Here is a 13,067-nt window from a genome sequence, read left to right as displayed (position 1 = left end):
AGAAAAATATACACGCCCTGCGATGCGCCGCATTGAAACTATTCATTTTGTAGGAATAGGTGGTGCAGGTATGGGCGGTATTGCAGAAGTATTGGCTTTTGAAGGTTACCGTATTACCGGCTCGGATATAGCGCATAGCGCCATGACCGAGCGTTTAATTCAAGCGGGCGCTGAAGTATTTATTGGCCATCATGAAAATAATGTAAAAGACGCTAATGTGGTGGTGGTTTCAAGTGCAATTGATAAAACAAACCCTGAAATTCAAGCCGCGCAAGCTGCACGTATTCCGGTGGTTCGCCGTGCAGAAATGTTAGCTGAGCTGATGCGTTTTCGTCATGGTATTGCTATTGCCGGTACCCATGGCAAAACCACAACAACCAGTTTAATTGCCAGTATTTATGCACAAGCAGGGCTCGATCCAACCTTTATTATTGGCGGTTTATTAAATAGTGCTGGCAGCAATGCTAAAGTAGGCAAAAGCGACTTTTTAATCGCTGAAGCGGATGAAAGCGATGCTTCATTTTTGCATTTACAACCTATGGTATCGGTGATCACTAATATTGAAGAAGATCACATGGAAACTTACGGCGGCAGCTTAGAAAAAATGAAAGATACTTATGTTGAATTCATTCATAACCTGCCGTTTTACGGGCTAGCTGTAGTGTGTATAGATTCAGACGTTGCCGCAGAATTAATACCTCGCTTTGGTCGTCCGGTGATCACTTATGGTGAATCGCAAGATGCTGACTATCGAATGAGTGAATTTAGCCAAACAGCCAATACATGCCAATTTACTGTTACTAATAAACAAGGCGAGAGTTTAACCGCCAAGTTAAATATGCCAGGTAAACACAATGCCTTAAATGCAACCGCAGCGATTGCGGTGGCAAAAGATCAAAACATAGCTAATCATGCAATTTTAGCGGCATTAGATACCTTTGAAGGCATTGGCCGTCGTTTTCAGCATTATGGTGAATTTGAAAACGAATGCGGTAATGTGATGTTAGTAGATGACTATGGTCATCACCCATCAGAAGTGGCAGCTACCATCACCGCAGCGAGAGAAGGCTGGCCTGATAAGCGTTTAGTGATGGTTTATCAGCCGCATCGCTATACTCGTACTCGCGATTTATACGAAGATTTTGTGAAAGTACTCGCCGAGGTTGATCAGTTGCTATTGCTTGATGTTTACAGTGCAGGCGAAGAGCCGATAGTGGGCGCTGATAGTAAGAGTTTATGCCGCAGTTTACGCCAGCGTGGCAAAGAGCCATTGCATGTAGCTTCAAGCTCAGAGCTTGCAGGTGTACTTGCTAACTGCCTGCAAAATAATGATTTAGTACTTACACAAGGTGCAGGTAACATAGGTCAGTTAGTTAAAAACTTAGCAGCAACAAATATGTCGATAGAAAAATTAAAGCAAGGTGAAGTATGACACAGGTAAGTTCCCAGTTTGGTAAAGTAGCGGTGCTGCTAGGTGGAAACTCAGCAGAGCGCGACGTGTCATTAAAATCTGGTCAAGCAGTCCTTAATGCACTTCTTGCCTGTGGCATTGATGCGATTGCGTTTGACCCTCAAAATCGTTCATTGTGGGAATTAAAAGACTTAAACGTTGATCGCGTTTTTATTGCGCTGCATGGCCGAGGTGGTGAAGATGGCACAGTACAAGGTGCTTTAGAGTTTATGAACTTGCCTTACACCGGCAGTAATGTTCTGGGTTCAGCATTAGCAATGGATAAAATTCGTTGTAAGCACTTGTTTAAATCGGCAGGCTTAAGCACAGCACCTTATGCGGTAGTTGATGCTAAAAAAGGCTTTGATGCTAAAGCAATGATCGATGAATTTAAAAAAGTGATGGTAAAACCATCGCACGAAGGCTCAAGTATTGGTATGGCACAAGCAAGCTCTGCAGAAGAGCTTGAAGATGCGCTCAGCAATGCATTTAAGTTCGACAGCCAAGTATTGGTAGAGCAGTGGATCTCGGGGCGCGAATTTACAATTACGGTGCTTGGTGATGAAGTACAACCTGTGATTGAAATGAGCACGCCAAATGGTTTTTATGACTACCAAGCTAAATATCAGTCAAGTACGACACAATATCATTGTCCTGCTGATTTATCACAACCAGATACCCAAAAACTACAAGCAATGGCACTCGATGCGTTTGATTTAGTGGGTGCAAGTGGCTGGGGTCGCGTCGATGCAATGCAAGATCAGCAAGGCCAATTTTACTTGTTGGAAGTAAATACCGTGCCAGGCATGACAGAAAAATCATTGGTGCCAATGGCAGCAAAAGCCAATGGGGCAAGTTTTGAGCAATTAGTTGTTCGCATTTTGGAGCAAACCCTTTAATATGCATCCCTTTTTAGAGAAAGCGCAGCAACTAAAACAGCAACTTAACTGGTCGCTGATTTTTGGAGTGAGCTTTTTTCTAGCTGTAGTGATTGGGTTAATTGAAATAACCAATGGGGTTTCCCATTGGTTAGTTGCAAATAAAGATGCGCAAATTAAGCATCTAACGGTGTTGGGGAGACCCAAATACACTGATGAAAAAGCAATAACTACCGCGATAAAAAAAGCGGATTTAACTAGCTTTTTTGAGTTAAACGTAAAGCATGTTCAGCATTTAGTGCAAGAACTACCTTGGGTTGCAACAGTATCGGTAAGAAAGCAATGGCCTGATACTATCCAAGTTTACGTGGTAGAGCATCAAGCGGTCGCTCACTGGAACAGTGATTTATTGATTAACCAAAGCGGCGAGGCGTTTGAGGCTAAAAGTGATAAATTAAGTGCCACATTACCCCAGTTATATGGGCCAGAAGGCAGTGAAAAAGAAGCATGGGTAGCGTTTAAACAGTTTGATGAAATGCTTAAAGTAAATGCACTAACGCTCACTAGCCTTGCGCTATCTGAGCGGTTTTCGTGGCAACTTTGGTTAGATAATGGCGTGCGTTTAAATTTAGGGCGCAAGGATAAAGCCAAGCGTGTACAGCGTTTTATAGACGTTTATTCACGCATAGAACAACGTGCTGATGCACAGATAGATGCAATTGATTTACGCTACGATACCGGCCTTGCAGTGAGCTATAAGCCAATGCAAGAACAGCAATTATAATAAAGAGTAAGGCATGACTAAGTCAGCAGAAAGAAACCTAGTGATTGGATTAGACGTAGGCACTTCGAAAGTAGTGGCCACGGTAGGTGAAATCACCACAGATAACAAGCTCAGCATTGTTGGCGTGGGGAGCCAAGTATCTTATGGAATGGATAAAGGCGGCGTTAACGATTTAAATTTAGTGTCTGAGTCTATTCGCCGCGCAATTGATGAAGCTGAATTGATGGCTGATTGTCGTATTAGCTCGGTTTATTTGGGTATTTCTGGCAAACATATTCAGTGTCAGAACGAAAGTGGTGTTGTCGCTATTAATAACACTGAAGTAACCGATGAAGACATTGAAAATGTAATCCATATAGCACGCTCAGTGCCAATTTCAGCTGAACGCAAAATGTTGCATGCCTTGCCACAAGAGTACAGCATTGACATGCAAGAGGGGATTAAAAACCCACTTGGCATGAGTGGTGTGCGCATGGAAGCACGCGCGCACATTATTACCTGCTCCAACGATATGGCTAAAAATATAGAAAAATGTGTTGAACGTTGTGGGCTTGAAGTGGACCAACTTATATTCACTGCGCTTGCCTCGTGTTACTCCGTATTGACGGACGATGAAAAAGAGCTAGGTGTTGCGGTGTTAGATATTGGTGGTGGTACTATGGATATCACTATTTATATTAATGGTGCACTGCGTCATTCTGCGGTTATTCCGGTGGCGGGCAACCAAGTAACCGGTGATATTGCAAAAATATTTCGTACACCTATATCACATGCAGAGTCACTCAAAGTACAATATGCCTGTGCAAGTAGCCAAATGGCGAGCAGCGAAGACACGATTGAAGTGCCAAGCGTAGGTGGGCGACCAGCAAGACTGATGTCTAGGCATACGTTGTCTGAAGTGGTTGAGCCACGTTTTAGAGAATTATTTGAACTGGCGATGGAAGAAATTCGTCGCTCAGGATTAGAAGACCAAATTGCAGCAGGTCTCGTCATTACTGGCGGAACTGCTAAAATGACTGGCGCAATGGAAGTGGCTGAAGATATTTTTCAGATGCCAGTAAGAATAGGTAAACCAATTGGTGTAGTAGGTTTAACTGATTATGTTGATGATCCATCGTACGCAACCGCTGTAGGTTTGTTACAATACGGGCGTACTATGCAGTCGATGAATGCACAAAAGTCGAAAGCGGATGATAATAATAATTGGTGGAACCGCATCACAAAATGGTTTCAAGGCGAGTTTTAGTACTCAAGTCGGAGAGTAAATATGTTTGATATAATGGAACAACACAGCGAAGAAGCTGTAATAAAAGTAATCGGTGTAGGCGGTGGCGGCGGTAACGCAGTTGAGCACATGGTAAAACAACAAATAGAAGGCGTTCGTTTTATCGCAGCCAATACGGATGCGCAAGCATTACGTAATTCAGCCGCTGATGTAACAGTACAATTAGGCACGCAAATAACCTCTGGGTTAGGTGCGGGGGCTAACCCTGAAGTAGGTCGTGAATCGGCTGAAGAAGACGCCGAAACCATTCGTGCTAGCCTTGAGGGCGCTGATATGGTGTTTATTGCGGCAGGTATGGGCGGCGGTACAGGTACCGGTGCTGCGCCAGTCGTGGCTAAAATTGCTAAAGAGCTGGGCATTTTAACTGTTGCTGTGGTAACCCGTCCGTTTGATTTTGAAGGTAAAAAGCGTGCCGCTGCTGCAGAGCAAGGTATTAGCGAATTATCTGAAATTGTGGACTCGTTAATCACTATTCCAAATAACAAGTTACTAAAAGTATTGGGTAAAGGAACAACTTTACTGGATGCATTTGCTAAAGCAAATGACGTATTGTTCGGTGCGGTACAAGGTATTGCTGAGCTAATCACTCGCTCGGGTCTAATTAACGTGGATTTCGCCGACGTACGTACAGTTATGTCTGCAATGGGCACGGCGATGATGGGTACAGCATCTGCATCGGGTCCTGATCGTGCACAAGAAGCAGCAGAAGCTGCTATTTCAAGCCCTCTTTTAGAAGACGTAGATTTAACCGGTGCTAAAGGCATTTTGGTTAACATTACTGCGGGTATGGATATCGCGATCGAAGAATTCGAAATTGTGGGTAATCACGTTAAGGCGCTAGCGTCTGAAAACGCAACGGTTGTTGTTGGCGCGGTAATTGACCCAGAAATGACGGATGAGCTACGTGTAACCGTGGTTGCAACCGGCTTAGGCGGCGATCGTCGTCCACAGTTTGGTATTGTAGATAACGGTTTCAAAAAAGCGTCAGGCTCTGATGTAACTAGCTCAAGCACACAAACAAGCAGCAGCATGTACGTACCTAGCTTTGCAAGCCAAGGCACAAACACGACTGAAGAGCCTGCAACGACATCGCAAACTGAATCAAAAGAGCAAAGCAGCACATCGACTAGCTCTTCAAGTTCAGCAACGAATACGTCGTCAAGTAGTGCTAATAAAACAGATAAGTCTGAGGGTGGCGATTATTTCGACATTCCTGCTTTTTTACGTAAACAAGCAGACTAATTAAAAACAGTACTTTTGTGCGAAATGTGAACAAATATTGTAGTTATACCGTATTTATGTTACACTCCGCCGTCTAACTGTAATATATACTTAAAGTGAGCGAACCTATGATTAAACAGCGTACGATTGCACAAGTAGTCAAAGCCATAGGAATTGGACTTCATAAAGGTGAGAAGGTCACAATAACTCTCCGACCTGCGAGCGCAAATACTGGGATTGTATTTCGTCGTGTCGACCTTGATCCGGTTGTTGATTTTGAAACAACACCTGAAGCCGTTGGTGATACGCAATTGTGTACCTGTTTAATTAACAAAGATGGTGTTCGCTTATCAACTACTGAGCATTTAATTGCAGCTGTTGCGGCCATGGGTATCGACAATCTAATTGTTGAACTTGATAGCTCAGAAGTTCCAATAATGGATGGTAGTGCATTGCCATTCATTTATTTATTACAAAAAGGCGGCATTGAAGAGCAAAATGTTGCTAAACGCTTTATTCGTATTAAAGAAAAAGTACGTATCGAAGAAGGCGATAAATGGGCCGAAGTAGAACCTTACGACGGATTCCATATCGACTTTGAAATTGCCTTTGATCACCCTGCAATTAATGAAAGCCGCCAACGTATTGGTTTAGATATTACCGCACAAAGTTTTACTGAAGAGATTAGTCGTGCGCGTACTTTTGGCTTTATGAAAGATATTGAATACATGCATGCTAATAACCTTGCACTAGGTGGTAGCATGGATAGTGCAGTGGTACTTGATGAATTTAAAGTTTTAAATCCAAACGGTCTGCGTTACCCAGACGAGTTCGTCAAGCATAAGATACTAGACTGTGTAGGTGACATGTTTATGACAGGTCATAACCTTTTAGGTAAAGTAACTGCATTTAAATCAGGTCATGATTTGAATAACAAGTTACTACGCAAAATTATGGCAACCGAGTCAGCATGGGAGTGGGCAACCTTTGAAACGCCTGTTTCGATGCCTGCACCCGGCCTTGAATTAGCAAACGCCTAATCAGTTAATTGCTTACATACAGTTATAAAAAATGACGCTTATTAGCGTCATTTTTTTTGGCTGTTTGTCAGCACAATCAGTCAGGTATTACAGACCTAAAATAGTTTGTAACTGCTTTAACTCAGTGACTTGATACGTTGGCTTAATACCTTCAGGTAAGATTACCCCAGGGTGCTGTAACCAGCAGGTGTCTATGCCTGCATTTTGTCCACCAAGAATATCACTACTGGCGGTATCACCTACCATTAAAATTTGCTCTTTAGGTGGATTCCCCATTAAATTAAAGGTGTGCTCAAATATCTCTTTTGCAGGTTTAGCTATACCTACTTTTTCAGAAATTACCAGCCAATCGAACATATCTTGCAGCCCAGTATGCGCTAAACGACGTGCTTGTAGCTGAGAAAAGCCATTGGTGATAATGCCTAACTTGGCATGAGGTTTAAGGGCGTTTAATAATTCAACCGCACCGGGTAAAGGCATGCAAATTTCAGCCATTGCCGATAAAAAATCATCATTGAGCTGCTGGGCTGGTACATCAAGTTTATTTGCCAGCTCACTAAAACGAGTTACTTGCAGGTGGTTTGCGGTAATTTCGTTATTTTGATAGGCAATCCATAGTGGCTTATTGGTGTTTTGGTAATGGTCATAATCTGCTTTGGTAAAATCCATGTCATAAGCAGCTAACATTTTTTGTAAGCCAGTAAAGGCATTAAAGCTAAATAAGGTTTCGTCGGCATCAAATAATACGTAGTTATACTTCATTAAAACATCCGTTATTGATTATATAAAGTGGGATTAAGAAAAGGCGCCATGGCGAGAGTCAGCGCTTGAGTATAGGTACTTTCTCGTGTTGCATGATGATCAGTTAATAAACCAATAGCACCCCCTTGCTGCTTAATATTGGTGGTATTAAAAGTCTTATCCATCACATCTCCGAGCTCTTCACCTTGCAGCAATGCTTTATAAAAAACTGAAGGCAAAGGTAAGTTACTGCTTCGTCCTGTAACTTGCTGTGCGCCGTCATCAATAACAACATAGGCAAAGGTTGCTGCACCATAGCTAAATTGCGCTGCGCCGCCTTCCATCGCTATGTAGTAGTCTGCTTGATGCTGTGCTTTACAGTAGTTAACTCGATTCTGTGCACCCAAACACGTTTGTTCTTCGCCTATAGGCTGATCGGGTACATCAGAGGGTGCATGAACGCCACTACATTCAACTATATGCTCAGGGAAATACATCGCAAAAATGTGTTTAGCGGCATTTACTTTTACTGGATTTTTAGACCCGACAACAATTTTAATGGCTTGCGACATACTACTCTCATCATACTTAAAATCAGCAGTGTACGTGAGTTAGGGTTCACAAAAAAGAGTCTAAATAGGAATTTCAGGTGGGGCTAATTTTGCTAAGGCGCGTTTTTTCAAAATAATATCTTTGATCAGTGGCGTAAGCACTAGCTCCATAGCGAGTCCCATTTTGCCACCGGGTACTACAAGCGTATTGATCCGCGACATAAAGCTGCCTTCAATCATGCGTAAATAATACGGGAAATCAACGTCATCAATGCCCCTAAAGCGAATAACGACAAAGCTTTCATCAAGGGAGGGGATATCTTTTGCGCTAAATGGGTTGGAGGTATCAACGGTGGGTACTCGCTGAAAGTTAATATGGGTACGAGAAAATTGCGGTGTTATATGATTAATGTAGTCATCCATACTGCGTACAATCGAGTCCATTACTTTTTCACGAGAATGGCCACGTTCTGAGGTATCGCGAATAAGCTTTTGGATCCACTCAAGGTTAATAATTGGCACCATGCCTATGAGTAAATCAACATGCTTAGCAACATCATGATCTTCGTCGACCACGCCGCCATGTAAGCCCTCGTAAAACATTAAATCTGTATTTTGCTCAAGCTCTTGCCAAGGAGTAAATGTTCCAGGTAACTGGTTATAAGGCACGGCCTCATCAAAGGTATGTAAATAACGGCGCAGTTTACCTTCGCCTGTTTCACCATACTTGGTAAATAAGTCTTCTAATGCACCAAAGTCATTGGCTTCTCGGCCAAAATAACTTATGTGTTTACTTTCTTGTTGGGCTTCTCGAATTTTTTTGTCCATTTCAGGACGTGTATAGCGATGAAAGCTATCACCTTCAATAAATGCAGCATTGATATCGAGGCTGCGGAAAATATGCTTCACGGCATTGGTGGTGGTTGTAGTGCCTGCTCCAGATGAGCCGGTGATTGCAATAATAGGGTGTTTAGCTGACATGTTTGTTCTCTTTTTTATGACCCATTAGTTATAAAGACCTTACTAAGCTAGGTCAAGTGACGTCATCAGTAAATAACGTTATCATGAGGTGCTTAAAATTAAAACGAGAGAAAGCATGAAACTGATCAAACCGCTGTTAGGGCTAATAACAATTAATGCTTTAACATTGGGCGTTGCCCAAGCAAATATGCCTAAAAGTCAAATACTGCTTGCCGATTTAAATACTCCGCATGGCATACGCGTAAGTATTGTTAGTGATAAAACCAGCTACAACAATCAGCCCTATTTAACCGACACGGGCCTTTATTATACGCGTGAGGTAATCAGTAATAATCAGAGCCAAACTGATATTGCGCTTTACGATTTATCATCAAAACAAACCTCCATGATCACCAATACAGCTGTAAGTGAGTATTCGCCAACAGTAACACCGAGTGGTGATAGTTTATCTGCCATCGTGGTTGAAGAAGATGGCAAACAAAAATTATGGCAATATCCGCTGAGCACAGAGCAGGCGCCAAGTCGTATTTTTGATTGGATTGAGCCTGTGGGCTATCACGCTTGGGGTAATAACAACGATTTAGTGATGTTTATTTTAGGTGAGCCACATACATTACAATATACCTCGGTTGTTGCGGCTAAAGGTGAAGTTGTTGCAAATAACATTGGTCGCACACTTATTTACGATAAATCGCAAAGTGAATTTTTATTTAGTCATAGTAAAAATGGCCAGCACCAGTTAGCCCGTTTTGACCCTCAAACCAAGCAGGTAAGCAACATCCTTAGGTTGCCAAACCAAGTACAAGACTTCATCTTAAAAGATGAAAATACCATTGCTTACGCAATTAAAAACCGTATCTATCAACGAAAACTAACAGCAGGTTCTGACATATCTCAATGGCTTGATTTAAGCCAATATTGCGATACTGAAATTAGCCGGTTGAGTTATAAAAATCAGCAATTAGCGTTTGTATGTAGTGTTAAATAAACACTAAATAATAAATTTCGGACTTTCACTCATGCATGAGTTAGTCTGACCCCCTATTAAATAAAAAGGAAAGTCACGTGGCATTTAGCGCAGACGAGTTAACAGAGCAGCTGATAAAACTAGAGTGTAGAAGTAATTTTAAAATAAAAAACATTGCTGAGTATATGCTAGCAAACTCTAAAGAAGCGTTTTACACCCATGCCGAAACGGGGAAAGGTAAAATTGTGATCCGTCCTGCATTTGAAGTGTTTAGTGATGACTTTACTGATATTGATGGGGTTGTGCGTACTCAAGGCTATTTTCATAGTAGTGAAATGACCCGTTTTCCCACTCGTATTTATAAAAGCGCACAGCCTATTCATTATGGTGTCGCTTTTAAAATTAACTCTGAACAAGCGGCAAAAGAGTTTATAGCTAAGCTAACGATGATTATTGGTGGTTAATAGAATGGTGCAGGGCTAAAGGCAAAAGGTGCAAGATAAAATCTTCAACCTTTAACCTTTAGCCTTTAACCTTTAACCTTTAACCTTTAACCTTTAGTTTATTTACTATTCAAAAAGCTATTTACTGATTTGAGTTCACGGTTTTTAAGTGCAATACAGTCATTCGTACTTTCTGCAAGCTTACTTAATGTGCGCGCATAGCCAGGTACGTCATCAAGTTTAGCGTCAAAGAACGTTTGCGTTGTCGCTAAACTTTCAGCATCACAGCTAGCAGTAGTAAAGTAAGGTAAGTTAGGCACAAAAAATGGTGGCAAACTTGCTGTTACTTTATCGTAGTTGCTATATATCCAATCAATAAAGAGTGCTTGGCGTTCATCGGTGTAACTTTGCCCCGATAAAATAGTACGCATATCAGAAGCGGTTACTTCATCGGTTAAGCTATATGCAAGCACTGCTTTTTGGAGTTCAGGTTTACCAAAATAACCCATTGCTGCCAACATATTGGTACGAACTTGTGGATCTTTAGTGGTTTTAAAGGTTGCCATAAACTGATCAAGCAGCGCTTTATCACCATGAAAAGCCGCAAGACGTAAGTAAGTACCCGCTAAATAAGGGTCTACTTTTTGTGGATCTTTTAAGTAAGCAGCTGTTTGCTGCTTAGCTTTATTGATCACATTTTTATCTTCACCATCAAAGCCTAAGCGTGATACCACCGCAGCTCGCAGTTGAGCAATAGCGCCATCCTCACCCATTTTTGCTTCTAGGCCATATTTTTTAGCGGCAGGCATGACTGCACTTTGAATAAATGTAGGCCATAAATCTTTGTTGCTATCGTCTTTAAAGGTACGTTGCTGAGATGCTAAATAACCTAAAGCAGTGTTAGCTACGCGTGGATGACTATCACTGGCAAATACTTCAAGCGTTTGCATCAGCTTAGCCGCAGAAATTACACCTGCGTCAAGTAAGGCGTCAGTAGCTGATAACAATGCAAGGCGCTCGCGGTCGTTTAATACGCTTGCTGCATTATCAATTAGTGCGTTAAATTGCGCATCGTCCATGACCCAGCGGTAGTAACCTAGCGCACCTTGGTCTGGATATATCCACTCTGGCTCAAAATCTAACTCTAGCGTTTGGTTTTGTTTATTAAGTAATACACTGGCAGTTTTTACTTTATCGCCTTTACCGTACTTAATGGCAACGGGTACATTCCAAAGTTGGGCTGGAGCATCAACACCGGCATTAGCAAAACGGCTTTGCGAAATGGTGATAGTTTTACCTTGCTGATCAACCTTGATTAAAGGAAATGATGATTGTTCAATAAATGATTTTAAAACACTCGCCACATCTTTATTTGAAGCCTTACCGAGTGCTTCCCATAAATCGGCGGCTTCGGCATTTTTATATGAGAACTCTTTTAAGTAATTTTGAATACCAGCTTGAAATGCGTCTTCACCAATCCAATTTTCAACCATCGCCAGTACTGAGCTGCCTTTGCTGTATGCAAGGCCTAAACCGTCCATAATATCGGCTTCAGTTTTAATTGGTTTACGAATGGGCTTAGTGCTTAAGCGAGCATCTAACGCCATTACATTGTTTTGTGGTAAATCTAGGTGTGATTCAAACTCAGGGTTAAGTTGCTTAGTAATTTTTGCTGCCATCCAGCTAGCAAACGCTTCGTTTAACCATAAGTCGTTCCACCACTTCATAGTCACTAAGTTACCGTACCATTGGTGAGCTAATTCATGGGCAATAATAGAGACATTACGTTGCTTTTTACTACGCGTTGCAGCTTTTAAATCAACCAGAAGAATATCTTCGCGGTAAGTCACTAAACCTGAATTTTCCATTGCCCCAAACGGAAACTCTGGAACAGCCACTGAATCTAATTTTTTATACACGTAAGGAATACCAAAGTACTCTTCAAGTGCGCCCAATACTTTAGGCATATTCTCTTTTGCATACTGTGCTAAATGAATTTTACCTTGTGGAGTAATCACACGGCCAGGAATTGGCATACCCTTAATTTCTAGTTCTTCAAACGGGCCTACAGCCATAGCTACTAAGTATGATGGAATTGGTGGCGTTTTATCAAAGTAATGGGTAGTCATATCGCCATTCACCGTCGTTTTTAACTCAGGTGTATTTGAATACACTTTTTGTGACGTGGGGGCGGTAATAGTTAACTGAAATGGAATTTTATAGCTTGGTTCGTCAAATACAGGAAACGCTCGACGGGCATCGCTCATTTCAAATTGGGTGAAAAGATAAGGAACGCCTTGATCTAGGGTTTTATATAGCCCCACACTTTGGCGATTATATGGCGCTGAGAAATCAATTCTTAAAGTGTATTTACCCGGCTGAATTTGCTCTTCGCAGCTAAATTTAACTTTACCGGTTTTAAGCATTTCGCTGTTTAAGTCGCAGTTTTGCTCACCCAATAGTTGAACCATTTTGGTTGCGTAATCAACACCATTAAGTTCAATGTAGCGTGTTGGTTTAAGCACCTCCAAACTGATCTCAGTCATTCCTGTAAAAGTATCCTGACTTGGGTCGAGCGTTAAAGCGACTTTTTGTGAACTTGGCTTTGCGAGCTTTTCAATCACGAATTCATTAGCGTTAGCAGCATTTATCGCAAGCGCAACGCTCATGGTTAAGAGGCTTTTAAAAAACATAGTTATCCCTAGATTTTTGTTGTTAGAAGAGTG

General features: G+C 41.8%; 12 protein-coding genes. 8 read left to right on the top strand and 4 right to left on the bottom strand.

Annotated features, from left to right (window positions below; all coding sequences use genetic code 11):
- Positions 1–22: 22 nt before the first annotated feature.
- The 6 genes from murC to lpxC all read left to right on the top strand — a co-directional run bounded on the left by murC (position 23) and on the right by lpxC (position 6,658).
- The gene (gene murC / locus CWB76_RS12665) at positions 23–1,432 is read left to right on the top strand and encodes a UDP-N-acetylmuramate--L-alanine ligase (protein WP_217694239.1); all 1,410 of its coding nucleotides are present in this window, start codon (positions 23–25) and stop codon (positions 1,430–1,432) included.
- Complete coding sequence (locus tag CWB76_RS12660) at positions 1,429–2,349, top strand: D-alanine--D-alanine ligase (RefSeq protein WP_138608079.1); 921 nt, start codon at positions 1,429–1,431, stop codon at positions 2,347–2,349. The genes murC and CWB76_RS12660 overlap by 4 nt, the downstream gene beginning before the upstream one ends.
- 1 nt (position 2,350) lies before the next feature.
- Positions 2,351–3,112 carry a cell division protein FtsQ/DivIB gene (locus CWB76_RS12655; RefSeq protein WP_138608077.1) on the top strand — a complete coding sequence of 254 codons (762 nt, stop codon included), beginning with the start codon at positions 2,351–2,353 and terminating at the stop codon, positions 3,110–3,112.
- A 13-nt stretch (positions 3,113–3,125) separates the two neighbouring features.
- Complete coding sequence (gene ftsA / locus CWB76_RS12650; protein WP_008110678.1) at positions 3,126–4,358, top strand: cell division protein FtsA; 1,233 nt, start codon at positions 3,126–3,128, stop codon at positions 4,356–4,358.
- Positions 4,359–4,379: 21 nt separating this feature from the next.
- Positions 4,380–5,639: a cell division protein FtsZ gene (ftsZ, locus tag CWB76_RS12645; RefSeq protein ID WP_138608075.1), complete on the top strand. Its 1,260-nt coding sequence runs from the start codon at positions 4,380–4,382 to the stop codon at positions 5,637–5,639.
- Between the two features lie 107 nt (positions 5,640–5,746).
- The gene (lpxC, locus tag CWB76_RS12640) at positions 5,747–6,658 is read left to right on the top strand and encodes a UDP-3-O-acyl-N-acetylglucosamine deacetylase (protein WP_010390707.1); all 912 of its coding nucleotides are present in this window, start codon (positions 5,747–5,749) and stop codon (positions 6,656–6,658) included.
- A gap of 87 nt (positions 6,659–6,745) precedes the next feature.
- Here lpxC and yjjG read toward each other — a convergent pair whose 3' ends face one another.
- From yjjG to CWB76_RS12625, 3 genes are read right to left on the bottom strand one after another with little or no spacing between them, the layout of a single operon-like run.
- The gene (gene yjjG, locus CWB76_RS12635; protein ID WP_054202307.1) at positions 6,746–7,420 is read right to left on the bottom strand and encodes a pyrimidine 5'-nucleotidase; all 675 of its coding nucleotides are present in this window, start codon (positions 7,418–7,420) and stop codon (positions 6,746–6,748) included.
- A gap of 11 nt (positions 7,421–7,431) precedes the next feature.
- Positions 7,432–7,971 (bottom strand): inosine/xanthosine triphosphatase, encoded by a 540-nt coding sequence (gene yjjX / locus CWB76_RS12630; RefSeq protein ID WP_138608073.1) that lies wholly within the window; start codon positions 7,969–7,971, stop codon positions 7,432–7,434.
- 60 nt (positions 7,972–8,031) lie between these two features.
- Positions 8,032–8,931, bottom strand: coding sequence for a phosphoribulokinase (locus tag CWB76_RS12625; RefSeq protein WP_008114793.1), 900 nt, complete (start codon positions 8,929–8,931; stop codon positions 8,032–8,034).
- Between the two features lie 115 nt (positions 8,932–9,046).
- Between CWB76_RS12625 and CWB76_RS12620 the strand changes: the two genes are divergently transcribed.
- Both CWB76_RS12620 and CWB76_RS12615 read left to right on the top strand, forming a co-directional pair.
- Complete coding sequence (locus CWB76_RS12620; RefSeq protein ID WP_138608071.1) at positions 9,047–9,919, top strand: TolB-like translocation protein; 873 nt, start codon at positions 9,047–9,049, stop codon at positions 9,917–9,919.
- A gap of 77 nt (positions 9,920–9,996) precedes the next feature.
- The gene (locus tag CWB76_RS12615; protein WP_008114788.1) at positions 9,997–10,362 is read left to right on the top strand and encodes a hypothetical protein; all 366 of its coding nucleotides are present in this window, start codon (positions 9,997–9,999) and stop codon (positions 10,360–10,362) included.
- Positions 10,363–10,460: 98 nt separating this feature from the next.
- Here CWB76_RS12615 and CWB76_RS12610 read toward each other — a convergent pair whose 3' ends face one another.
- A complete protein-coding gene (locus CWB76_RS12610) occupies positions 10,461–13,034 on the bottom strand; it encodes a M1 family metallopeptidase (protein WP_138608069.1) in 2,574 nt (857 codons plus the stop codon).
- Positions 13,035–13,067 lie beyond the last annotated feature (33 nt).

This window comes from Pseudoalteromonas sp. S1609, from assembly GCF_005887255.1.
In the GTDB taxonomy this organism is placed as follows: domain Bacteria; phylum Pseudomonadota; class Gammaproteobacteria; order Enterobacterales; family Alteromonadaceae; genus Pseudoalteromonas.
This window is presented reverse-complemented; position numbering and strand designations above follow the sequence as displayed.